Genomic DNA, 21,083 nt, shown 5'->3' on the forward strand with positions numbered 1-21,083 from the left:
CGCTACATACGCGCTCACGCGGTTCTTGTACAGGGGCGAAGGGTTCAAGGGCCGGGTTCGTCGCTGCGCGCGCCGAACTCGTTGGGCCCCTGATCGCCCGGCCAGAGGCAAAGGGCGATGAAGACGACCGGGCTCAAGACCGGGATAAACAGAGTGAGGGAAAGCGGGCCGGGATAGCCGATATCGTGCAGGCGCTTGATCGCCAGCATGGCGATGGAGGGCAGCGAGACGAGGCTCGAGACGACGAATGCCAGCGTCCAGAGCGCCAGCACCGTCTCATTGCCCTCGTTGGCAACCATTCGGGCGACCATGAAGCCGTCGATCAGGAACCAGAACAGCAGGAGAGAAAGAAGGGCAGGCGGCCGATGCGACCGGAGGGGCTGAAGAACAGCCAGGTCATGCTCGGCTGCGGCCCCTCCGGTGTCATCGCGATCAGTCCCGAAGCAGTTCGTTGATGCCGGTCTTCGAGCGGGTCTTCTCGTCGACGCGCTTGACGATGACGGCGCAGTAGAGGTTCGGCGCCGGCTGGCCGTTGCCCATGGTCGAGCCCGAGGGCATCGAACCTGCGACGACGACCGAGTAGGGCGGCACTTCGCCATAGGTCACTTCGCCGGTGGCGCGGTCGACGATCTTGGTCGACTTGCCGATGAAGACGCCCATGCCGAGGACCGAGCCTTCGCGCACGATGCAGCCTTCGACGACTTCCGAGCGGGCGCCGATGAAGCAGTTGTCTTCAATGATCGTCGGGCCGGCCTGCATCGGCTCCAGCACGCCGCCGATGCCGACGCCGCCCGAAAGGTGCACGTTCTTGCCGATCTGGGCGCAGGAGCCGACCGTTGCCCAGGTATCGACCATCGTGCCTTCGCCGACATAGGCGCCGAGATTGACGAAGGAGGGCATCAGGATGGCGTTGGGGGCGATGTAGGCCGAACGGCGCACGACGCAGTTCGGAACGGCGCGGAAGCCGGCCTTCTCGAACTCGTTGACGCTCCAGCCGTCGAACTTCGAGGGCACCTTGTCCCACCAGACCGACTGGCCCGGGCCGCCCTTGACGATTTCCATCGGGTTGAGGCGGAAGGAGAGCAGTACGGCCTTCTTCAGCCACTGATTGACCGTCCAGTTACCGTCTTCGCCGCGCTGTGCGACGCGGACCTTGCCGCTGTCGAGCAGGTTCAGCGCCGTCTCGACGGCATCGCGCACCGCGCCGCGCGTTCCGGTGTTGACGGAGTCGCGGTCTTCAAAGGCGGCTTCGATCGTCTGCGACAGGGAGGCGAGGTCGTGGTTCGTCATCGGAATTCCTTAAAGTTCGGCGGTTATCCTGCGAAAGCTCTACTGCATAAATCCGAAAATCGGAATCGATTTAAGGACAAAATTATGCAGCAGATCTAGCTGCTGCAGCGACCTTGACACGTCCTGAGCGGCGGTGGCTGCACGACGTGATCCTGAAAAGTTGAAGGGCTTTTCAGGTCCCTGGAGTGGCCGGGGCTTGGCAAACTGAGGCGAACACGGCACTACAGCGCCGCGTACCCGTTCGGGATGCGCAAAGGCCGCCGCAGCGCGCTGATGCGCTTGCGACCTTCATGACCGAGGATTGAGGATAGGACGCGTCTGGACGAGATGCCGATTGTCCGGAACGCGACGGGAAAGACGAGAATATGGCACGCATGAAGAAGCGCGCTCTGCGCCGCAAAGATGGGGTCTGGGATCCGCTGGCCGACAGCTCGCAGAGCCGGCAACGCGCACAGACCGTTCCGGTCACGCCGCAATCGGCTTCGCCTTCCTATCGCCTCGCCTATATCGACGACGATTTTCTCTGCCGCGAGGAACTGCGCCCGATCCGGCTGCAGCTCGAACTCCTGAAGACCGAAATGATGCTGGAAGAGCGCGGCATCAACTCCACCGTCGTCATGTTCGGCGGCGCTCGCATTCCTGAGCCCGGCGGCGACGCCTGGGCGGCGAAGAACGAGACGCAGCGCAAGAACCTCGAAGCCGCCTCGGTCTATTACGAGGAAGCACGCAAGTTCGCGCGGCTCTGCTCCGAGCATTCGGCCAAGCTGCACTACAAGGAATATGTCGTCGTCACCGGCGGTGGGCCGGGCGTGATGGAAGCCGGCAATCGCGGCGCCGATGATGTCGGCGCGCCGTCGATCGGCCTCAACATCGTGCTGCCGCACGAGCAGGCGCCCAATCGCTACGTGACGCCCGAACTGTCGTTCAACTTCCACTATTTCGCCATCCGCAAGATGCATTTCCTCATGCGCGCCAAGGCCGTCACCGTGTTCCCGGGCGGCTTCGGCACGCTGGACGAATTGTTCGAGACGATGACGCTGATGCAGACCGGGCGTCTGGCGCTGGTTCCGCTCATTCTCTTCGGGGAAAAGTTCTGGCGCTCGATCGTCAATTTCGAGGCGCTCGCCGAGTTCGGCACGATCGCGCCCAACGATGTCGACCTAGTCCACTTCGTCGAAACGGCCGAGGAAGCCTGGGAGATCATCTCCCGCTTCTACGAAACGGTCGATCCGAAGTCGGTGCCGATGGCGAACGGCCGCCGCTGAAACGATCTCGCGCGGAACGCCTCCGACAATGCGCATAGCCCCTCGCTGGGGGGAGCAAGGGGCTATGGGCTAGCCGGGAGCCTCTCCACCGGGCGGTGGGGAGAGAGAAGAGCTCCCGTCAGATCTTCTTGGTAAAGTCGGCCGCGTCGATGACGCCGTCGCCATTCTTGTCACGCCGCTTGAACATGGCTTCCGCGGCGCCTGAAACCTCGCTGGCACTCAAGGAGCCGTTGCCGTCGGTATCGACGCGCTTGAAGGCCTTGGGCCGCAGGCCAGGCAGCATGGCCGGGCGGGCTTCCTTCAGCTTGGCAAGGGCGGTCTCGCGCTCCGTGCCGGTCTTTGCCTTGGCGTCCTTCCAGGCCTTGCGCGCCTCACGGAAGGCCTCGCGCTTGACCTTCATTTCTTCGGCGCTGATCTGCCCGTCGCCATTGGTATCGAAGGTTTTGAAATTGTCGGAGATCCGCGCCTGGAACTCGGTGAGCGAAACCTTCTGGTCCTTGTTGGTGTCGAGGCGCTCTATCATGCGCTGGCCGCGCTGCTCGGGCGTCATCTTTTCGCGGGCAGCAAAGGAGGGGGAGGCCATTCCGGTGACGGCGACGGAGAGTGCAGCCACGCCGAGGATCAGGGTCTTGTTCGGCATCATGCGTCCTTTCGATCGGTTGTTTCTGATCTCAAGGATAGACGCGGGTGCAGCCGACGCCAGTTAAACTTTGGTAATTTAAGTCATTGGCCGAAAAGGGGTTTTTCGGCGGCAAAATTGTGTCGCAGCGGGCGGGACGCCGTCTTTGCGGCGTCCGCCAGCGCCACTCTAGAGATCTGTGAGGAGGCTCCGCAGGAAGCCGGTGAGGTCTTCCGTCACGTAGTCGATCTGCTCGTCGGTGTCGTTCGACTTTTCCCACGATTCCGCAAAGGTGTATTCGAGGTTCTGCGGCACCAGCAGCACCGTCTTCATGCCCAGCGCCTTCGGCACGAGGAGATTGCGCGGCAGGTCCTCGAACATCACGGCATTGCGGGTATCGACCCGGTGCAGGCTCATGAACTTGTCATAGGTCTCGCCCGCGGGCTTCGGCACGAAGTCGGCGGCGACGATATCGAAGATGTCGTCGAAATGGTCGAGGATCCCGAGCGCCCGGGCCGTCATCTGCGCATGGGCAACGCTGCCATTGGTGAAGATGAACTTGCGGCCGGGAAGCGACTTGATCGCTTCGCCAAGCGCCGGGTCGGCCGGAACGATCGAATAGTCGATCGCATGGGCCTGCTCGAGGAACTCGTTCGGGTCGATGCCGTGATGGACCATCAGGCCTTTGAGCGTCGTGCCGTGGTCGCGGTAATAGTCCTTCTGCAGCTTCTTGGCGTCGGCCGGATCGAGCGACAAAAGCTTCGCCACATAGGCCGTCATGTTGCGGTCGATCTGCGCAAACAGGTTGACGTGGTGGGGATAGAGCGTGTTGTCGAGGTCGAAGACCCAGTCGGTGACATGGGCGAACTCGGAGCGGGTCGGCAGGCGTGCGAGCTTTTTCATGACCGCCTTATGACACGACCGACCGTGGCGGCAAACGGGAAAATGGCGATGCGGGGCCGGGCGTAATGCTGTCGCATAGATTAGCGCTTTGAATTGGCGGTTGTGCGTGGCATCTTCCGGCTCGCGCGGTTTTTGGCTCGGGGATGCGGATGCCAATGTCGGACGAAGTATTCTATCTGCTCTTTCTGTTCGGATTTTACACGTTCACCGTCGTTACCTATTTCGCGCTTGGCTATGGCATCACATGGCTCAACGAGCGCAATCCCGAGCGAAAGATCCAGAAGGGACGCGGTTCCGACAAGCGCCGCAGCGCCGAGATCCGCCAGAGCCTCAAATCGATGTTCAGCGCCTGCCTGCCGCTGACGATCGGTCTTTACGCTCAGCAGAAGGGCTGGGCGCCGGCGCCCTGGACGCTCACCTGGTGGAACGCCCTGCCACTCTTCGTGCTCAGCATGATCCTCTACGATGCCTGGTTCTATTTCATGCACCGGCTGCTGCACACCAAGTGGCTCTATCCACTGCATGCCCTGCATCATAAAAGCGTCGCGCCGACGATCTGGAGCACCTATTCCGAGGACGTCTTCGACAACTTCCTGCTTCAGAGCTTTTCGGCCGTCGTCGTTTTCGTCGTGCCGTTTCCGCCGCTGGTGCTCATCGCCCATCGGCTGTTCGAACATTTCAACGGCATGATCGGCCATTGCGGCTTCGAGTATTTTGCCGCCTCCACCGCGCGCTACCCGTCTCCACTGCTGTGCACGACGTTCCATGATCAGCACCATTCGGGCTTCAGGTACAATTACGCCAACTACTTCTCCTTCTGGGACCGTGTGCTCGGAACGCTCGCGCCGAACTACGATCAGCGGGTAAAGACCTTCGAGGACGAGGCGCCCCGGATCACGATCAGCGAGGGCACGGAGCTCGCAGAGGCGCGGGAAAGGGCGGAGTAGCAACCGGTCCGTTAGGTGGTCCTTGGCAACGAGCCGGCCTGCATGCTAGCTCGAAACGATGGAAACCTGGGTCCTCATCACCATCGCCGCGGCCTTCCTTCAGAACGTCCGCTCCGCAATGCAGAAACACTTGAAAGGCGTCATGGGCACGACGGGCGCGACCTTCGTGCGCTTCGGCTTCGGCCTGCCGTTCGCCTTCCTCTATCTCGTTGTGCTCTGGCAGGTGGTGGGCCGTCCGCTTCCGGTGCCGAACGGTACTTTCTTCCTCTGGGCGGTGATCGGGGGGCTGGCGCAGATCGCCGCAACCTTCCTGCTCGTCCATCTCTTCTCCTTCCGCAACTTCGCCGTCGGCACCGCCTATTCGCGCACGGAACCGGCGCAGGCAGCGCTCTTCGGCCTGATTTTCCTCGGCGAAAAGGCGAGCGAGGGCACGCTGGTGGCAATCGCCATCTCGGTCGTCGGCGTGATGCTGATTTCGGTGGCGCGCACGACCCTGAGTGCGCGCACGCTGGTGACCTCGGTATTCTCGCGCACGGCCGGCATCGGCTTGCTGTCCGGCACCTTCTTCGGCCTTTCGGCCGTCGCCTACCGTTCGGCGTCGCTGGCTCTGGCGCCGAGCCTGCCGGCACCCGACTACATGATGCAGGCAAGCTTCACGCTCGGCTTCGTCATCCTCTTGCAGACCGTGGTCATGCTGATCTGGATCGTGCTGCGCGAACGCGACGAGCTGCCGCGCATCGCGGCTGCCTGGAAGCCGGCCTTTGTCGTCGGTTTCGTCGGCGCGTCTGCCTCCTTCGGCTGGTTCATGGCGATGACCCTGCAGCAGGCGGCCGTCGTCAAGGTCGTCGCCCAGGTGGAAATGCTCTTCACCTTCGCCTCGTCCTTTTTCATCTTCCGCGAATGGATCAACAGACTGGAGCTATTGGGTTGCCTGCTGATCGTGCTCGGTGTCGTCATGCTGGTGCTGATCTGAAAAATAGACGCCCGAAAACCGGCGTCTCCCGAGTCGTGGTCATGCTAGAACCGCGGCATGTTGTTCGATCTTCCCTCCGATGAAACGCTCTACGACGCCTTGATGGCTCGCAGCAGCGAATACGAAGGTTCGGCCTTCGTCTGCGTCAAGACAACAGGCGTCTTCTGCCGCCTGTCCTGCCCGGCCCGCAAGCCGAAGCGGGAAAATACGATCTTCGTCAGCTCGATCGGCACCTGCCTGGAGACGGGGTTCCGTCCCTGCCAGCGCTGCCGGCCGCTTGCCACGTTCGGCGCCAAGGATCCGCTCGTCCAGGAGCTTCTGCAGGCGCTGGAAGCAGCACCGGAGCGCCGTTGGAGCGAGGACGACATCGTGCGCCGCGGGCTTGATCCCTCGACCGTCCGGCGTGCCTTCAAGCGCGCGCTCGGCATCACCTTCCTCGATCTCGCGCGCCATCGTCGCCTGGGGCTCGCCGCCCGCCAGCTTGCCGACGGTGGTCGGGTGATCGACGCCCAGCTCGAGGCCGGCTACGAGTCACCGAGCGGGTTTCGCGCAGCCTTCCAGCGCCTGCTCGGCGATGCGCCGGCGGCAGCGCAGGGGAGGGCGCTGCTCTCGTCCGACTGGATCGAAACGCCGATCGGGCCGATGGTCGCGGTTGCCGATGCGACGCACCTCCATTTGCTGGAGTTCCACGAACGCAAGGCGCTGCCGACGGAGCTGGAGGCGTTGAAGCGCGCGACGCGCTCGGCCATCGTCCCCGGCCGGACGGCGCCGATCGATCAGATCGAAGGCGAGTTGAAGAGCTATTTCGCCGGCGAGGCGGGCGGATTTCAAACTCCGCTTGCGCCCGGGGGAACGCCCTTCGAGCGCAACGTGTGGGCGAAGCTCGTGAAGATTCCCGCCGGCGGGACGCGTTCCTATGGTGACATTGCCCGCGAGGTCGCTACGATCCAGTCCGCACGTGCGGTCGCCAAGGCCAACGGTTCCAACCGGATCGCCATCGTCATTCCGTGCCACCGTTGCATCGGCGCGGATGGCTCATTGACCGGTTACGGTGGCGGGCTCTGGCGGAAACAGTGGCTGCTTCGGCACGAGGCGAAAATGAAACCAGTCAGCCTGTTGGTGGAGGAAACACAATGAACCAGAAGGAAAAGGCGCTCGCCTTCGCCGCCCTGCATAAGAAGGGTAACCCAGTGGTGCTCTACAACATCTGGGACACCGGCAGCGCCAAGGCCGTGGCAGAGGCCGGTGCCAAGGCGCTTGCGACCGGAAGCTGGTCGGTGGCGGCCGCCCACGGCTTCGGGGACGGCGAGAAGGTGCCTCTGGCCTGGCTTGCCGATATCGCACGCCTGATCGTGGCGAGCACCGACCTGCCCGTCAGCATCGATTTCGAAGGCGCCTACGCCGACGACGCGGCGACCGGTGCCGCCAATGTCTCGCGCATCCTCGACGTCGGCGCCATCGGGATCAACTTCGAGGACCAGATCGTCGGCAAGGGCGGCGTGCACCCGGTCGAAAAGCAGGCGGAGCGCATCCGCGCCATCCGGGAGATGGCTGACCGGCGCGGCATCCCCCTGTTCATCAATGCCCGCACCGATCTCTTCCTGCAGGAGGGTGACGAGAGCCGGCATGCCGGCCTCGTCGACGAGGCGATCGCCCGCGGCAACGCCTATGCCGAAGCGGGCGCCAGCGGCTTCTTCGTACCGTGGCTGGTGGACGAGGCGCTGATCGCCAAGGTCTGCGCCGCCTCGATCCTGCCCGTCAACATCATGATGCGCCCGGCCGCACCCGACCTGAAGACGCTCGCCCGCGCCGGCGTGTCACGCGTCAGCTACGGCCCGGGCCCATACCGCGTGATGATGGAAAAACTGAAAGCCGCGGCGACCGAGGTTTACAACGGCTGATCGGATTTCGCCCGCTAAAACGAAAAGCGGGAGAGGGCCGAGGCCTTCTCCCGCTTTCTTGTTGGTTGCGAACGAGTTCAGTCCGATCAGGGCACGATCAGCGTGCCGGCGCCGCGCTCGGTGAAGATTTCGAGCAGCACCGAATGGGCCGTCTTGCCGTTGAGGATGACGACGCCCTGAACGCCCGCCTTGATTGCGTCGATGCAGGTCTCGACCTTCGGGATCATCCCGCCGGAAATCGTGCCGTCGGCGATCAGCGCGCGGGCCTGGGATACAGAGAGTTCCTTGATCAGGTTGCCCTGCTTGTCGAGCACGCCGGGAACGTCCGTCAGGAACAGCAGGCGCGTGGCGTTCAGCGCACCGGCGATGGCGCCGGCGAAGGTGTCGGCGTTGATGTTGTAGGTGTGGCCGTCACGGCCGGGCGCGACCGGCGCGATGACCGGGATCATTTCCGAGCGGGCGAGCAGGTCGATCAGCGTGCGGTCGACTTCGACCACTTCGCCGACGAAACCGAGATCGAGCACGCGCTCGATATTGCTATCCGGATCCTTGACGGTCTTGCGTGCCTTTTCGGCGAAGACCATGTTGCCGTCCTTGCCGCAAAGGCCGATCGCCCATTCACCCGTCTGGTTGATGAGCGCGACGATCTCCTTGTTGATCGAGCCGGCGAGCACCATCTCGACGATCTCGACCGTCTTTTCGTCGGTGACGCGCAGGCCGCCTTCGAACTTCGATTCGATGCCCATCTTCGTCAGCATGGCGCCGATCTGCGGGCCGCCGCCATGCACGACGATCGGGTTGACGCCCGACTGCTTCAAAAGCGCGATGTCGCTTGCAAAAGCGCGACCGAGCTCGCTGTTACCCATGGCGTGGCCGCCATATTTGACGACGATCGTCTTGTTCTCGTAGCGCTGCATGTAGGGCAGGGCCTGGGTGAGCAGGCGTGCCTGGATTTCACTTTCATTGGCGGACATGGCGGACCCTCGAAAAATACCGGCTGCTGTTTAGCGCAAGTTCCGGATCGATGGAATGATCGGAGAGCAACATAAAGGCTGAATGACGATACGGCTGGTTCAAAGTGAACTGCGCCCTATCTCTGGAGAGATGAGGCTTCGGGGCGCGTTCTATGATCGATGAGGATATAGCCGGCCTGCTTGGCCGCGTTTCGCTCGGCGATCGCGACGCCTTCGCCGAACTGTATCGGCAGACCAGTCCGAAACTCTTCGGCATCTGCCTGCGTATTCTTGGCAATCGGGGCGAGGCGGAAGAAGCGCTGCAGGAAATCTACGTCAAGATTTGGCAGCGAGCTGGCCGGTTTTCGCAAGGACAGGCGGCTGCGGGTTCCTGGCTGGCGGCAATAGCGCGTAATCAGCCCATCGACTTCATCCGGGCGCGCAAACCGGCTGCCAATGTGATTGACGAAGCCTACGATTTGGCTGATCCTGCTGCCGATCCGGAAAAGTTGGCAGTCGTGAGAGCAGAAGGCAGGCGGATCGACGCGTGCATGGAGGAGCTTGAAGAAGACCGCGCGGAAGCGGTGCGGCGCGCCTACGTCGAAGGCCTGAGCTACCAGGAACTGGCTGACGTCTTCGCGGTGCCGCTGAACACTATGCGGACTTGGTTGAGGCGCAGTCTCCTGAAGTTGCGAGAGTGTATGGAGCGATGACGACACCAACCCCAGAGGGCCGGGACTTTCGCCGCGACGAGGTGATCGCGGGCGAGTATGTGCTCGGCGTGTTGTCTGCCGACGATCGCCGCAAGGTCGAGGCCCGGCTTGCTTCCGATCGCAACTTTGCCGCCATGGTCGACCGCTGGCAGAGCAACCTTTCCTCCTTCGACGACGCCTATGATCCGGTGGTGCCCCCACCCAGGACGTTCTCCGCGATCGAACGGCAGCTTTTCGATACGTTGCGGTCGGAACCTGTACGGTCCCGCGGGCTCTGGCACTCGCTGGCGCTCTGGCGAGGACTGGCGCTTGCCTCGTTCGCCGCGTTGCTGGTGATGGGCGCCTCCATGGCCGGCCTGTTCGAGACGCGGTCGACCGGTGCCTCGCTTGTTGCCGAGCTCTCGGGGAAAGGCAGCGCCATCGATCTCGTCGCCCGCTTCGACCGGGCATCGGGCCGCTTGCAGGTAACGCCGGTGGCCGCCAGCCAGGCGGAACAGAAATCCCTCGAACTTTGGCTGATCAACGGCAGCAATCCGGCAATCTCGCTCGGTGTCCTGCCGCAGACCGGGGAGGGCGAAATCGCCGTGCCGTCGACCTTCCGCTCGCGGATCTCCGCCGGCTCGGTTCTTGCCGTCAGCGTCGAGCCGCTCGGCGGTTCGCCGACCGGCGTGGCCACCGGACCGATCATCGCGCTCGGCAAGGCGCGAAACCTCTGAGCGCGTGATATCGATAAATATCCTTATTTATCAATCGACTAACTTCCCTGAAAATTCCTGAAACTCTTTCTCTCGTCCTTCCGTTGCTTGTCTTGTTCCCCCGCAGGGAACGGCAGCTTCGGCAGGCGGCCCATGCGCCGCCTCCCTCAACAGGAAGGAAGAGAAGATGTTCACGTCTGCCATCCGCTTGGTCGCAACAGCGTCCGTCCTCGCAGCAAGTGCCTTCGTCGCCCATGCCGAAAATCCGATGGTCGGCGGCGCGCCGATGTATGCGGAGAAAAACATCGTCGAGAATGCCGTTAATTCCAAGGATCACACCACGCTGGTCGCCGCGGTCAAGGCAGCCGGGCTGGTGAAGACGCTGGAGGGCAAGGGGCCGTTCACGGTCTTTGCGCCGACCAATGCCGCCTTTGACGCACTGCCGGCCGGTACCGTCGACACGCTTCTGAAGCCGGAGAATAAGGACAAGCTCGCCAAGGTCCTGACATGCCATGTCGTTGCCGCCGACGCGATGTCGGCGACGATTGCCGAGATGATCAAGAAGGACGGTGGCGGGCATGACGTCAAAACGGTCGGCGGCTGTGTGCTGAAAGCCAGGGAAGACGGCGGCAAGCTGATGCTGACCGATGAAACCGGCGGTACGGCGACGGTAACGATCGCCGACGTCAAGCAGTCGAACGGCGTCATCCATGTGATCGACAAGGTGCTCCTGCCGAAAGGCTGAGTTCGGCGGCGCCTGGCCGCTGTCGGCGGCCTGGCGCTTGCCATCGGTCGTATGACCGATGGCCTTTCACCGCGTCACGATGCTTTGAACGGCATTGTTTTGCAGCGGGTGTGTCCGGGCGGTATCGTCTATCGCGACATCCGACAAATCGACAACTTACAGCGCACCGCGCGAATGATCGTGACGCGCTTTAGGCCAAGTGGGAGGTTAGCATGATCAGCCGGCGCGTCTTCCTGATGGCAGGCACGGGATTGGCCGCAGCATTCGCGTTGCGCGGGCTCACGCCGCTTGCATGGGCAGCGGCAATGGAGCCCTTCGAGGTCGTCAAATCTGATGCCGAATGGCGGGCAGCCCTCACCGACGACCAGTACCGGATCCTTCGGCACGAGGACACGGAGCGTCCCTTTACAAGCGCGCTTAACCACGAGAAGCGCAAGGGCACCTTCCAATGCGCCGGTTGTGCATTGCCGCTCTATTCGTCCGAGGCGAAGTATGACAGTGGCACGGGCTGGCCGAGCTTCTGGCAATCGCTCCCCAATGCCGTGGCGACACGGGAAGACAATTCGCTGCTCATGACCCGTACGGAATGCCATTGCCGCCGTTGCGGCGGCCACCTCGGTCACATCTTCGACGATGGCCCGCCACCGACCGGCAAGCGCCATTGCATCAATGGCCTGGCGCTCGCCTTCGTGCTGTCTCGATAAGCCAGCCGGACGATTAGGCGCCGGCGGGCGGTGCAGCCGCTGTTGTGCCGGAGAGCGCTGCCTGCAGCTTCTGCTCCTGTTCGGGCGAAAGCGACGTTTTCAGCACGCGGCCGCGCAGGTCGGGGAATTCGGCGAGAACCTTTTCCGGCTGAACCTTGCGCACCAGGATGAACAGAGCGGAGGAATTGTTCGGGATGGTGTTGCCGAGCGACTTGATGAATTCGTCGTCGATACCGTAGTCGCTGAGCGAGCCCGAGAGGGCGCCGGCACCCGCGCCGAGCGCACCGCCGATTGCAAAGCCTGCCAGCGGATTGAGGAACAGGAGGCCGACCAGGCCGCCCCAGAGCGAGCCGGAGAGCAGGCCCGAGGTGGCGCCGACGGCGGTCAGGTTGAGGCTCTGCTTGAGGTGGACCTTGCCTTCGGTGTCGCGCACGACGACCACCGCATCCTCGAGGTCGATCAGATATTCCTTCTTCAGCCCGGCGAGCCGGACCAGAACCCTGTCAGCCTCCTCGGGGGAATCGAACCCGACAACGATCAAATCGGACATGTCTCACTCCTATCTCTGGCCGCGCCACCGTTCTGGACGCAACGCAGAGATAGAGCGGATTGCATGTCGGGGTAGTGACAGAGATCAAAGACATCGATTTCGCATGGGCGGGTGCTTGCAGCGCGATGCCGGACGCCCTGAAGCCCCCCTTAGCGCGCGATCGCGATGCCGATTGCCGCCCGCAGCTCGTCGAGCCCTTCGCCCTTCTCAGAGGAAGTCGCAAGGACTTCCGGGAAGGCGGCGGGATGCTTCTTGATCTTTTCGAGCGTCTCGGCGATCAGCCGCGGCACGCCGGCGGCCTTGATCTTGTCGGTCTTGGTCAGCACGAGCTGATAGGAGACGGCTGCCTTGTCGAGCAGGTCGAGCACCTCGTCGTCGTTCTTCTTGATGCCGTGGCGGCTGTCGATCAGCACATAGACGCGCTTCAGCGTCGAGCGGCCGCGCAGGTAGTCGAAGACCAGTTTTGTCCAGGCATCGACCTGTTCCTTCGGCGCCTGGGCATAGCCGTAACCGGGCATGTCGACGAGCGCCATCGGCGGCAGGTCGTCGGCCTCGCCGGAAAATCCATCCGGTACGAAGTAGTTGAGTTCCTGCGTGCGGCCCGGGGTGTTGGAGGTTCTTGCCAGACCCTTGTGGCCGACCAGCGCGTTGATCAACGACGACTTGCCGACGTTCGAGCGACCGGCAAAGGCAATCTCGGCCGGTCCCTCCGGCGGCAGGAATTTCATGGCGGGGACGCCGCGAATGAAAATCCACGGCCGGCCGAACAACGGCTTGTCGTCTTTGGGTCTGGTATCGGCCATCGGCGGTCGGTCCTTCATCGAGAAAGTCCTTGGCTTCAAGGTTTTGGCCGTGGATGTCAAGGCGTCGGCGTGCGGACCGGCCGTGTGGGGATGGTTTGCGTCCGCCGGAATTCGTTGAGCAGGTAGGCCAGCAACGCCAGAAGAATGAAGGTGCCGCCGACGATCGTCCGGCTGCTCGGCACCTCGCCATGGATGATCGCGACCCAGAGCGGCCCCAGCACGGTTTCCGCCGTCCCGAGCAGCGCGGCCAGCGCCGAGGGCACCAGCCGGGCGCCGGTCACGAAGAGCGCCATGCCAAGCCCGAGGTTGAAGGCGCCGAAGACGAAGAGCAGCGCGAGCTCGCCTCCAGTTACCGCCAGGCCCGAGGACTGACTGGCGGCAATGCCGCTTGCGGCAAAGCAGCCGAAGCAGGTCGCCGGCGTCATGCGCACATGCGGGTATCGGCGGGTAATGACGGTTGCCAGCGCGAAGACGACGGGGATCAGCAGCGCCAGCGCATCGCCGACCGGTGACATTGTTCCCGTCAGGCTTTCCGAAACCATGATCCCGACGCCGAAGATGACGGCGGTGATCGCGCCCCAGGTGAAGCGCGATACCCGCTCGCGAAACAGCACCCAGCTCATCAGCGCCGCAAACAGCGGCACCCCGGCGCCGAGCAGAACGACATTGGCGATCGTCGTGTAGGAGATCGCAATGATGAAGGAGGTCGAGGCGATGGTGAAACAGAGCCCGACGGCGATGCCCGGCCAGCCCATGCCCTTGAACAGGGCCACCGTGCCGCGCGGTCCGTCACGCACCAGCATGAAGGCGAGCAGGAACAGGCCGGCAAACAGGCAGCGCCAGAAGACGATCGTCCAGCTGTCGGAAATGTGCAGGAACCGCGCAATCGCGCCGCCAAAGCTCCAGAAGAAGGCCGAGCCGAAGACGAGCAGGGCGCCAAGCTTCTCGCTGGCGGCGAACGGGGCGGAGGTGGCCGACGGATCGGTCATGACAAATTGTCCTGGAGCAGGGGCGCGCTGATTTCAATAACGCCAGATGCCCGGACCGCACGTCCGCGTCAACGCCATCCGCGTGTCGCGCCGCGGCGTGGAAACAAAAAAGCCCCGGACCGAAGTCCAGGGCTCTGCGATTGTGGTACCGGCTGGCGTTATTCCGCCGGTTTGGGCTTCTTCGAGAACAGGCCCTTCAGATTGTCGAAGAGCTCGATCTTCACGCCCTGGCGCTTCATGATGATCGACTGCTGCAGCACCGACAGCGTGTTGTTCCAGGCCCAGTAGATCACGAGACCGGCCGGGAAGGAGGCCAGCATGAAGGTGAAGACCACGGGCATCCAGGTGAACAGCATCGCCTGGGTCGGATCCGGCGGCGTCGGGTTCATGCGCATCTGCACGAACATGGTAACGCCCATGATCAGCGGCCAGACGCCGAGGTGCAGGAAGGCCGGACCGTCGAACGGCAAGAGGCCGAAGAGGTTGACGATCGTCGTCGGATCCGGCGCCGACAGATCGTGGATCCAGCCGAAGAACGGCGCGTGGCGCATCTCGATGGTGATGTAGATCACCTTGTAGAGCGCGAAGAACACCGGGATCTGGATGAGGATCGGCCAGCAGCCGGCGAGCGGATTGATCTTCTCTTCCTTGTAGAGCTGCATCATCGCCTGCTGCAGCCCCATGCGGTCGTCGCCGAACTTCTTCTTCAGTTCCTCCATCTTCGGCTGAACCTTCTTCATGTTCGCCATCGATGCGTACTGCTTGTTGGCAAGCGGGAAGAACAGACCCTTGACGACGATCGTGGTAATCAGGATCGCGATGCCGAAGTTGCCGAACAGACGGAAGAAGAAATCCATCATTTTGAACATCGGCTTGGTGATGAAGTAGAACCAGCCCCAGTCGATCAGCTTGTCGAAGTTGGGGATCGAGTAGGCCACTTCATAGTTGTCGACGACAGGAACTTCCTTGGCGCCGGCAAAGACGAGGTTCTTGATTTCCGAGGACTGACCGGGCGCGACCGTGATCGCGTCGCTCTTGTAGTCGCTCTGGTAGCGCGCGCGACCGTCGGTGAAGTGCGTGAAGCGCGTGTCGTAGGGGGTTGCCTGCGGCGGAACGATCGCCGCTGCCCAGTACTTGTCAGTAATGCCGAGCCAGCCGCCGGTTGCCTTGCCCGGCTCGACCGACTTTTCGTCCTCGATCTTGCCGTACTTCAGTTCCTGCAGGCCATGCTCGCCGAGCACGCCGATGAAGCCTTCATGAAGTACGTAGACGCTCGGCGTCGTCGGCTTGTTGAAGCGGGTCACGCGGCCGTAGGAGGAAAGGCTGAGCGGCTCGGCTGCACCGTTCTTGATGCTGTCGACCACCTGGAACATGTAATGTTCGTCAACCGAGATGGTGCGGTTGAAGGTGATGCCCTTCTCGTTGGTGAAGGTCAGCGTCACCGGGGTCGCCGCGGTCAGCTTGTCGCCGCCCGAAAGCGTCCAGACGGTCTGCGGGCCGGGCACGGTGCCGGTTGCGTCGCTGCCGACATAGCCAATTTCGGCGAAGTAGCCGTCGACCGTTTCGGCCGGGCTGAAGAGGGTGATGACCGGGCTCTTCGGATCGACCGTCTCGCGGTATTCCTTGAGCTTCAGGTCGTCGAAGCGGGCACCGGTCAGGTTGATGGAGCCGGAAAGCGCCGGCGTGTCGATCGCAACGCGGGCCGATTTGGCAATCGCCTGGTCGCGGTTTTCACCGGCGCCCGGGATCGCGCCGCCGCCCGGCAGAGCCTGGCCCGGCGTCGCTTGAGTCGGCGTTGCCGACTGCGATTGCGCCTGCTGGGCCTGCAGCGCTTCCGCAGCGATGCGTTCCTTTTCCATCTTCGGATTGACGTAAAGGAACTGCCAGGCAATGAGGATCAGCACGGACAGGCCAATCGCCACGAAATAGTTGCGGTTTTTTTCCATCATAGTTTCCTGGAACCGGCCGGCGGCCGCTTCTGTTTCGGCTTGTTTTCGATGCGCTCGTGAAGGCCCCGGGTCAAGGCGTCGAAGGGAGCATTCAGGAGTTCGCGTCGGGCGACAATCACATAGTCGTGTCCGGGTTTCATTGCAAACCCGGCGGAAAGCCGCACCGCCTCTTTCAGGCGTCGGCGCATCCGGTTTCGCTCGACGGCATTGCCGTGTTTCTTGGTGACGGTGAAGCCGACGCGGGCTTCGCCTTCCGGATCGTTGCGGTCGAGCACTTCGAGGAGAAACAAGGGGCCTCTGCGGCCTTCTCCTGCCCGAACGGCCAAAAACTGCGGACGGCTTTTCAGCCGCCCGACAGTCGTTTTGTCTTTATCTGACGTCATGTGCCCGGACACTGGTTTCGGGCAACTTCGGCTTAAGCCGAAAGACGCTTGCGGCCACGGGCCCGGCGGGCCGAGAGGACCTTCTGGCCACCCTTGGTAGCCATACGCGAACGGAAGCCGTGGCGACGCTTGCGGACAAGCTTGGACGGTTGGTAGGTACGCTTCATTTATTTAATACCGCGGTGTGCGGCCCTTCTTGGGTTTGCGTGTAGCAAGGAGCGTTTACGTTATCGGACATGGCTCCGCCATTTCGGGCAGGAGGGCTTGACCGGACGTGCGCGGCTTATAAGGGGAATTTTCCCGGAAAGTCAATTGCGGGCGGCGATTCAGTGGCGACAGCACCGCAAAAAGCGCCGGCGCACCCGCCAAAGGCGATCCGTCGGGCCGCGAAAAGGAAGGCCAACTAGCCGAGATTGGTAAATGGAGCCCTAACTGGATCTCCCCAGAATGCCGGTCGAGGGCGACGGGCTTTATTAACCACGCCTATTTTAGGGTCCCTCCGGTGCATATGGGGCGGCGGCATGTCCGATAATCGGAAGCTCTCGTCACTCCGTGGAGGTCGGGATGAAAATACGCGGTAAGATCAATCTAATCGTCGGCATCATGAGCGTGCTGGCGGTTGCGGTGACCGGCATGTCGCTGGTTGCTGTCAGTAAATACAACGAAAAGTTCCACCAGTACGAGAACGTGGCGAAGCGCGCCTTCTACGCGGAACGCCTCAATCGTCTGGTGACCGCGGTCGTCATGGAATCGCGTGGCATCTATGCCGCCCCGACCATCGAGAAGGCCAAGCCCTTTGCCGAGGGCATTCGCAAGAATCTCGACAAGATCGACACGCTGCTCGCCGATTGGCGCCCGCTGATCCCCGCCGACACCAAAGCGTCCTTCGACACGCTGGTCGCCCGCGCCGCGGAATTCAGGACCTTCCGCGTCGAGACGGCGCGGCTTGGCGAAGAAGTTTCACCGCAGGCTGGCAACGAGCAGGGCAATACCGACGCCAATCGCGCCAACCGCAAGGCGTTCCAGGAGCAGATCGACGGCGTCGTCGACATCAACCTGAAGACGCTTGAAGTCGTGACGGCTGACGTTGCCACCTTCGAGCGCAGCGTGATCATCACGATTCTTGCTATCGCCGGCCTTGGCCTCATCGCCGGCATTGGAGCGGCCTTCTACATCGCCACGAACCATTTGAGCCGTCCGATCCTCGAGTTGACCGGCAAGATGAAGCAACTGGCTGGCGGCGATCTCACCGCGGACGTGCCCTTCGTGGGCCGCAAGGACGAGATTGGCGAAATGGCAGAAGCCGTTCAGGTCTTCAAGCAGAACGGCCTGGCCGTACGCGACCTCAACGCGCAGGAAGCGGTACTGCGTGAAAAGAGCGCCGACCTGCAGTCGAGCATCGGCGTCGTTGTTGCGGCCGCTGCCGCCGGTGATTTCACCAAGCGCATCGGCAAGGACTACGAGAACGACGACCTCAACCGCTTTGCTGGCAGCGTCAACGAGCTGGTCGGCAGCGTCGATGCCGGCATCGCCGAAACCCGCCGGGTGATTGCGAGCCTTGCGGCCGGCGACCTGACCCAGAGCATGAACGGCCATTATCAGGGTGCCTTCGCCGAGCTGCAGAAGAACGTCAACGAAACCCTTTCCACGCTGCAAAAGACGCTGCGCGAGGTCCGTGTGACCACCGACTCGATCAACGGCAATTCGTCCGAGCTGCGTTCGGCCGCCGACGATCTGTCGAAGCGGACGGAGCAGCAGGCCGCAGCCCTTGAGGAAACGTCTGCAGCGCTCGACCAGATCACGGTTGCGGTCAAGAGCTCCACCGAGCGGGCGCAGGAAGCGACCGTCATGGTCAACGAAGCCAAGCACAGTGCCGCGCAGTCGGCGGCCGTCGTGCGCAACGCCGTCGACGCCATGGGCCGCATCGAGCAGGCCTCGAGCGAAATCGGTCAGATCACCAACGTGATCGACGAAATCGCCTTCCAGACCAACCTGCTGGCGCTGAACGCCGGCGTCGAGGCAGCCCGTGCCGGCGATGCGGGCAAGGGCTTCGCGGTCGTCGCACAGGAAGTGCGTGAGCTCGCCCAGCGTGCCGCAAGTGCCGCCAAGGACATCAAGTCGCTGATCTCGAAGTCGGGCAGCGAAGTGGCAACCGGCGTCCGCCTGGTACAGGAGACCGGTTCGGCACTTGGCGAGATCGAGGAACGGGTCCTGAAAATCAACGACCACATCCACTCGATCGCGACGGCCGCGCGCGAACAGTCGACGGGCCTCAGCGAAGTCAGCACTGCCGTCAACCAGATGGACCAGGTGACCCAGCAGAACGCCGCCATGGTGGAAGAGGCGAATGCCGCAACCCACAAGCTCTCCGGCGAAGCCAACAATCTCGCGAGCCTGATCGCCTACTTCAAGGTCGACAACGTTGCCGCCCGGCCGATCGCCGTGGCTCGGGAGACGGCCCAGCCGGTCGCATCGCCCGCCCGGCGCATGATGGGCAACGTCGCCCGCGCGTTTGGCGGCGGCGGCTCCGCTGCGGCGGTTGCCAAGGACGATTGGGAAGAGTTCTGATCGGCGAATTGCCTCGCCAAGTGATTGGAGCCCGCGGTGCCAAAAGGTGCCGCGGGCTTTCTGTTTCGTGAGCCTTCCAGACTTGCCCTCGATCAGGCCGCACGGCTGTCCTTGTCGTCGGCAAGGACCGCCACTCGAACTGTTCCCTGGGTGACTTACACCGATGCCAATTCTGTGCAGGTAGGTCGAGCCGAGGCGGCGGCGCGCCGAAATTTGTTTCGGCGATGCAAGGGGAGAAAAATGGGCGGGACGCGATCCTTTGTCATGATCGACGGCACGAGACGAAGAGACAGCCGCGCCTATGCCGCACCCTCTAAAGTCCGTCTTCGATTGGAAAAACGGCGGCCATCTCCTATTATGCGCCGCAGGCGCGATGCCCCATGGCCCGGATGTTCATACGGGGTCCCAGGCGTTTTGGTTGACGGGCAGGAAAGTTTGTAAGGCATGGCGGAAGAAACACGTCCGGCGATGGCAGGCGAGGCATTGAGAACCAGTGCCGGGTTTTTCCGCGGCCTATCCGGCAAGCTGCTGCTCTTGACCATTGTCTTCGTCATGCTGGCGGAAGTGCTGATCTTCGCGCCGTCGGTTGCCACCATGCGCATTCGCTGGCTCGAGGATCGGCTGAATACGGCAGCCGCTGCTGCCGTCGTCGTCGATGGTCTGCAGAATGTCGAACTGCCGCGCAGCGTCCAGAAGGACACGCTTATGGCGACCGGCACGAAGGCGATCGTCATCCGGCGCAAGGACGCCTCGCGCATGATTGCGCTCACCGACATGCCGCTTGAGATCCAGGGCGAGTACGACGTCGCCAATTCCACAGCCGTCGCAGCCATCCGCGATGCTTTCGATACGCTGCTCTTCGGCGGCGACCGCGTGATCCGCGTCTATGGGCCGCTCGGCGAAAGCGATGCGACGATCGAGCTCCTGATGAAGGATGCGAGCCTGCGCAAGGCCATGCTCGTCTACTCGCGCAACGTCTTTGTCCTGTCGCTGATCATTTCGCTGATCACCGCGGCGCTGATCTTCCTGGCCATCAACCGCATGCTGATTGCGCCGATCCGGCGCATGACGGCCAACATGCAGGAGTTTTCCAACGATCCGGCCGATCCGGCCCGCGTGCTCGTGCCGCCGCAGGGGCACGACGAACTCGCCGTCGCCGGGCAGCATCTCGCCAGCATGCAGCGCGAGCTGCAAAAGACGCTGAAGCAGCAGAAGAGCCTGGCCGAACTCGGGCTCGCCGTGTCGAAGATCAACCACGACATGCGCAACATCCTGTCCTCGGCGCAGTTGATTTCCGACCGCCTGGCCGACGTGGACGACCCGGTGGTCAAGCGCTTCGCGCCGACCCTGCTGCGCACCATCGACCGCGCCGTCGGCTACACCCGCGAGGTCCTGTCCTACGGTCGCACGACCGAGGCCGAGCCGCATCGGCGCTTCGTTGCGCTGAAACCGCTGGTCTCCGATGTCGCCGAATTGCTGGCGATCGATCCGCAATCCGGCATCGATTTCCAGATCCAGATGCAGGACGACCTCGAGGTCGACGCCGACAGCGAGCAGCTCTTCCGGGTGGTGCACAACATCTGCCGCAACGCCGTGCAGGCGCTGACCAATCACGAGCCGGAGGATGGTCGCCCACGCACCGTTGCCGTTTCCGCCATGCGCATCGGCAGCGTCGTCACCATTTCCGTGGATGATACCGGGCCCGGCATGCCGCCCAAGGCGCGGGAAAACCTGTTCGCCGCTTTCCGCGGCTCGGCGCGCTCCGGAGGTACGGGGCTTGGGCTGGCGATCGCGCGCGAACTGGTGTTGGCCCATGGCGGCACGATCGCGCTCGTCGAAAAGCCGACGCCGGGCACGCTGTTTCGCATCGAGCTGCCCGACCGGCCGGTGCCGCTCGACGCCTTCCGTTCGAAGTTCCGCCATTAGCGCCGCACATTCACCCTCTTGAGTGTCGAGCCGGAACCGTTGGTGATTCCATACTTGGGCGGGGTCTGACCGACCACCGCGCGCGGCTCGTCTGGCGCATGGGCGGCGGAGGTGGCACCCTTCAATTATTTTTCGCAGCCAGGTCCTGCGGCGGCACCCCTTGCTTTCCAGCGGGTTCAGCGCCGGCGCGGTTGCCTCGGTCCACAG

Annotated in this window: 21 protein-coding genes and 1 pseudogene; 11 read left to right on the forward strand and 11 right to left on the reverse strand. The window is 63.0% G+C overall.

Annotation, left to right across the window (positions count from 1 at the left end; genetic code table 11):
• Window positions 1-44: 44 nt before the first annotated feature.
• Window positions 45-427, reverse strand: a pseudogene (locus IB279_RS01955) (DUF805 domain-containing protein).
• Window positions 428-432: 5 nt separating this feature from the next.
• The gene (gene dapD, locus IB279_RS01960; RefSeq protein ID WP_034797345.1) at window positions 433-1,290 is read right to left on the reverse strand and encodes a 2,3,4,5-tetrahydropyridine-2,6-dicarboxylate N-succinyltransferase; all 858 of its coding nucleotides are present in this window, start codon (window positions 1,288-1,290) and stop codon (window positions 433-435) included.
• A 365-nt stretch (window positions 1,291-1,655) separates the two neighbouring features.
• Here dapD and IB279_RS01965 point away from each other — a divergent pair, with 365 nt between their 5' ends.
• Window positions 1,656-2,555, forward strand: coding sequence for an LOG family protein (locus tag IB279_RS01965; RefSeq protein WP_113187527.1), 900 nt, complete (start codon window positions 1,656-1,658; stop codon window positions 2,553-2,555).
• 118 nt (window positions 2,556-2,673) lie between these two features.
• On the opposite strand, the gene IB279_RS01970 is transcribed toward IB279_RS01965, so the two are convergent.
• The gene (locus tag IB279_RS01970; protein ID WP_162728662.1) at window positions 2,674-3,195 is read right to left on the reverse strand and encodes an EF-hand domain-containing protein; all 522 of its coding nucleotides are present in this window, start codon (window positions 3,193-3,195) and stop codon (window positions 2,674-2,676) included.
• A 168-nt stretch (window positions 3,196-3,363) separates the two neighbouring features.
• Window positions 3,364-4,077 carry a pyrimidine 5'-nucleotidase gene (locus IB279_RS01975; RefSeq protein ID WP_060519808.1) on the reverse strand — a complete coding sequence of 238 codons (714 nt, stop codon included), beginning with the start codon at window positions 4,075-4,077 and terminating at the stop codon, window positions 3,364-3,366.
• Between the two features lie 155 nt (window positions 4,078-4,232).
• Here IB279_RS01975 and IB279_RS01980 point away from each other — a divergent pair, with 155 nt between their 5' ends.
• Genes IB279_RS01980 through IB279_RS01995 form a run of 4 tightly spaced genes read left to right on the forward strand, consistent with a single transcriptional unit; the run spans window position 4,233 to window position 7,898 of the window.
• Window positions 4,233-5,024 (forward strand): sterol desaturase family protein, encoded by a 792-nt coding sequence (locus tag IB279_RS01980; protein WP_162741142.1) that lies wholly within the window; start codon window positions 4,233-4,235, stop codon window positions 5,022-5,024.
• 58 nt (window positions 5,025-5,082) lie between these two features.
• On the forward strand, window positions 5,083-5,997 hold the full coding sequence (locus tag IB279_RS01985; protein ID WP_034797329.1) for a DMT family transporter: 915 nt from the start codon (window positions 5,083-5,085) through the stop codon (window positions 5,995-5,997).
• Window positions 5,998-6,054: 57 nt separating this feature from the next.
• Window positions 6,055-7,134 carry a bifunctional transcriptional activator/DNA repair enzyme AdaA gene (locus IB279_RS01990; RefSeq protein WP_112770608.1) on the forward strand — a complete coding sequence of 360 codons (1,080 nt, stop codon included), beginning with the start codon at window positions 6,055-6,057 and terminating at the stop codon, window positions 7,132-7,134.
• Window positions 7,131-7,898 carry an isocitrate lyase/phosphoenolpyruvate mutase family protein gene (locus IB279_RS01995; protein WP_192338959.1) on the forward strand — a complete coding sequence of 256 codons (768 nt, stop codon included), beginning with the start codon at window positions 7,131-7,133 and terminating at the stop codon, window positions 7,896-7,898. The genes IB279_RS01990 and IB279_RS01995 overlap by 4 nt, the downstream gene beginning before the upstream one ends.
• 86 nt (window positions 7,899-7,984) lie before the next feature.
• Here IB279_RS01995 and argB read toward each other — a convergent pair whose 3' ends face one another.
• On the reverse strand, window positions 7,985-8,872 hold the full coding sequence (gene argB, locus IB279_RS02000) for an acetylglutamate kinase (protein WP_034797321.1): 888 nt from the start codon (window positions 8,870-8,872) through the stop codon (window positions 7,985-7,987).
• A gap of 152 nt (window positions 8,873-9,024) precedes the next feature.
• On the opposite strand from argB, the gene IB279_RS02005 reads away from it, so the two are divergent.
• From IB279_RS02005 to msrB, 4 genes are all read left to right on the forward strand, one after another.
• Window positions 9,025-9,564, forward strand: coding sequence for a sigma-70 family RNA polymerase sigma factor (locus tag IB279_RS02005; RefSeq protein WP_192338961.1), 540 nt, complete (start codon window positions 9,025-9,027; stop codon window positions 9,562-9,564).
• On the forward strand, window positions 9,561-10,280 hold the full coding sequence (locus IB279_RS02010) for an anti-sigma factor domain-containing protein (RefSeq protein ID WP_060607221.1): 720 nt from the start codon (window positions 9,561-9,563) through the stop codon (window positions 10,278-10,280). The genes IB279_RS02005 and IB279_RS02010 overlap by 4 nt, the downstream gene beginning before the upstream one ends.
• Window positions 10,281-10,446: 166 nt before the next feature.
• On the forward strand, window positions 10,447-11,004 hold the full coding sequence (locus IB279_RS02015; RefSeq protein WP_113187524.1) for a fasciclin domain-containing protein: 558 nt from the start codon (window positions 10,447-10,449) through the stop codon (window positions 11,002-11,004).
• 212 nt (window positions 11,005-11,216) lie between these two features.
• A complete protein-coding gene (gene msrB, locus IB279_RS02020) occupies window positions 11,217-11,708 on the forward strand; it encodes a peptide-methionine (R)-S-oxide reductase MsrB (protein WP_113187523.1) in 492 nt (163 codons plus the stop codon).
• Between the two features lie 13 nt (window positions 11,709-11,721).
• Here the strand turns inward: msrB and IB279_RS02025 are convergent, their stop codons facing one another.
• The 6 genes from IB279_RS02025 to rpmH all read right to left on the reverse strand — a co-directional run bounded on the left by IB279_RS02025 (window position 11,722) and on the right by rpmH (window position 16,549).
• Window positions 11,722-12,258 carry a DUF1269 domain-containing protein gene (locus tag IB279_RS02025; RefSeq protein WP_034797308.1) on the reverse strand — a complete coding sequence of 179 codons (537 nt, stop codon included), beginning with the start codon at window positions 12,256-12,258 and terminating at the stop codon, window positions 11,722-11,724.
• A 149-nt stretch (window positions 12,259-12,407) separates the two neighbouring features.
• Window positions 12,408-13,061 carry a ribosome biogenesis GTP-binding protein YihA/YsxC gene (gene yihA, locus IB279_RS02030; RefSeq protein ID WP_060607324.1) on the reverse strand — a complete coding sequence of 218 codons (654 nt, stop codon included), beginning with the start codon at window positions 13,059-13,061 and terminating at the stop codon, window positions 12,408-12,410.
• 56 nt (window positions 13,062-13,117) lie between these two features.
• The gene (locus tag IB279_RS02035) at window positions 13,118-14,050 is read right to left on the reverse strand and encodes a DMT family transporter (RefSeq protein WP_060519820.1); all 933 of its coding nucleotides are present in this window, start codon (window positions 14,048-14,050) and stop codon (window positions 13,118-13,120) included.
• 158 nt (window positions 14,051-14,208) lie between these two features.
• A complete protein-coding gene (gene yidC, locus IB279_RS02040) occupies window positions 14,209-15,996 on the reverse strand; it encodes a membrane protein insertase YidC (RefSeq protein ID WP_034797302.1) in 1,788 nt (595 codons plus the stop codon).
• Window positions 15,996-16,394, reverse strand: a complete 399-nt coding sequence (rnpA, locus tag IB279_RS02045; protein ID WP_034797300.1) for a ribonuclease P protein component — start codon at window positions 16,392-16,394, stop codon at window positions 15,996-15,998. Before rnpA ends, yidC begins: the two co-directional genes overlap by 1 nt.
• Before the next feature lie 20 nt (window positions 16,395-16,414).
• Window positions 16,415-16,549, reverse strand: coding sequence for a 50S ribosomal protein L34 (rpmH, locus tag IB279_RS02050; protein WP_060519824.1), 135 nt, complete (start codon window positions 16,547-16,549; stop codon window positions 16,415-16,417).
• Window positions 16,550-16,946: 397 nt separating this feature from the next.
• Here rpmH and IB279_RS02055 point away from each other — a divergent pair, with 397 nt between their 5' ends.
• Window positions 16,947-18,950, forward strand: coding sequence for a methyl-accepting chemotaxis protein (locus tag IB279_RS02055; RefSeq protein ID WP_034797297.1), 2,004 nt, complete (start codon window positions 16,947-16,949; stop codon window positions 18,948-18,950).
• Between the two features lie 444 nt (window positions 18,951-19,394).
• On the forward strand, window positions 19,395-20,876 hold the full coding sequence (locus IB279_RS02060; RefSeq protein WP_034797295.1) for a HAMP domain-containing sensor histidine kinase: 1,482 nt from the start codon (window positions 19,395-19,397) through the stop codon (window positions 20,874-20,876).
• The last annotated feature ends 207 nt before the right edge of the window (window positions 20,877-21,083 follow it).

This window comes from Ensifer sp. ENS06, assembly GCF_014852205.1.
Taxonomy (GTDB): Bacteria; Pseudomonadota; Alphaproteobacteria; order Rhizobiales; family Rhizobiaceae; genus Ensifer; species Ensifer adhaerens.

What these genes read in the sequence shown, in the direction of transcription:
- IB279_RS02055 (WP_034797297.1), top strand. Translation starts at nt 16,947, where the DNA reads ATGAAAATACGCGGTAAGATCAATCTAATCGTCGGCATCATGAGCGTG.
- IB279_RS02035 (WP_060519820.1), bottom strand. Translation starts at nt 14,050, where the DNA reads ATGACCGATCCGTCGGCCACCTCCGCCCCGTTCGCCGCCAGCGAGAAG.
- IB279_RS02005 (WP_192338961.1), top strand. Translation starts at nt 9,025, where the DNA reads ATGATCGATGAGGATATAGCCGGCCTGCTTGGCCGCGTTTCGCTCGGC.
- IB279_RS01985 (WP_034797329.1), top strand. Translation starts at nt 5,083, where the DNA reads ATGGAAACCTGGGTCCTCATCACCATCGCCGCGGCCTTCCTTCAGAAC.
- IB279_RS01975 (WP_060519808.1), bottom strand. Translation starts at nt 4,077, where the DNA reads ATGAAAAAGCTCGCACGCCTGCCGACCCGCTCCGAGTTCGCCCATGTC.
- yihA (WP_060607324.1), bottom strand. Translation starts at nt 13,061, where the DNA reads ATGGCCGATACCAGACCCAAAGACGACAAGCCGTTGTTCGGCCGGCCG.
- IB279_RS02025 (WP_034797308.1), bottom strand. Translation starts at nt 12,258, where the DNA reads ATGTCCGATTTGATCGTTGTCGGGTTCGATTCCCCCGAGGAGGCTGAC.
- IB279_RS02010 (WP_060607221.1), top strand. Translation starts at nt 9,561, where the DNA reads ATGACGACACCAACCCCAGAGGGCCGGGACTTTCGCCGCGACGAGGTG.
- IB279_RS02060 (WP_034797295.1), top strand. Translation starts at nt 19,395, where the DNA reads ATGGCGGAAGAAACACGTCCGGCGATGGCAGGCGAGGCATTGAGAACC.
- msrB (WP_113187523.1), top strand. Translation starts at nt 11,217, where the DNA reads ATGATCAGCCGGCGCGTCTTCCTGATGGCAGGCACGGGATTGGCCGCA.
- IB279_RS01990 (WP_112770608.1), top strand. Translation starts at nt 6,055, where the DNA reads ATGTTGTTCGATCTTCCCTCCGATGAAACGCTCTACGACGCCTTGATG.
- IB279_RS01970 (WP_162728662.1), bottom strand. Translation starts at nt 3,195, where the DNA reads ATGCCGAACAAGACCCTGATCCTCGGCGTGGCTGCACTCTCCGTCGCC.
- IB279_RS01980 (WP_162741142.1), top strand. Translation starts at nt 4,233, where the DNA reads ATGTCGGACGAAGTATTCTATCTGCTCTTTCTGTTCGGATTTTACACG.
- yidC (WP_034797302.1), bottom strand. Translation starts at nt 15,996, where the DNA reads ATGGAAAAAAACCGCAACTATTTCGTGGCGATTGGCCTGTCCGTGCTG.
- argB (WP_034797321.1), bottom strand. Translation starts at nt 8,872, where the DNA reads ATGTCCGCCAATGAAAGTGAAATCCAGGCACGCCTGCTCACCCAGGCC.
- IB279_RS01965 (WP_113187527.1), top strand. Translation starts at nt 1,656, where the DNA reads ATGGCACGCATGAAGAAGCGCGCTCTGCGCCGCAAAGATGGGGTCTGG.
- rpmH (WP_060519824.1), bottom strand. Translation starts at nt 16,549, where the DNA reads ATGAAGCGTACCTACCAACCGTCCAAGCTTGTCCGCAAGCGTCGCCAC.
- dapD (WP_034797345.1), bottom strand. Translation starts at nt 1,290, where the DNA reads ATGACGAACCACGACCTCGCCTCCCTGTCGCAGACGATCGAAGCCGCC.
- IB279_RS01995 (WP_192338959.1), top strand. Translation starts at nt 7,131, where the DNA reads ATGAACCAGAAGGAAAAGGCGCTCGCCTTCGCCGCCCTGCATAAGAAG.
- IB279_RS02015 (WP_113187524.1), top strand. Translation starts at nt 10,447, where the DNA reads ATGTTCACGTCTGCCATCCGCTTGGTCGCAACAGCGTCCGTCCTCGCA.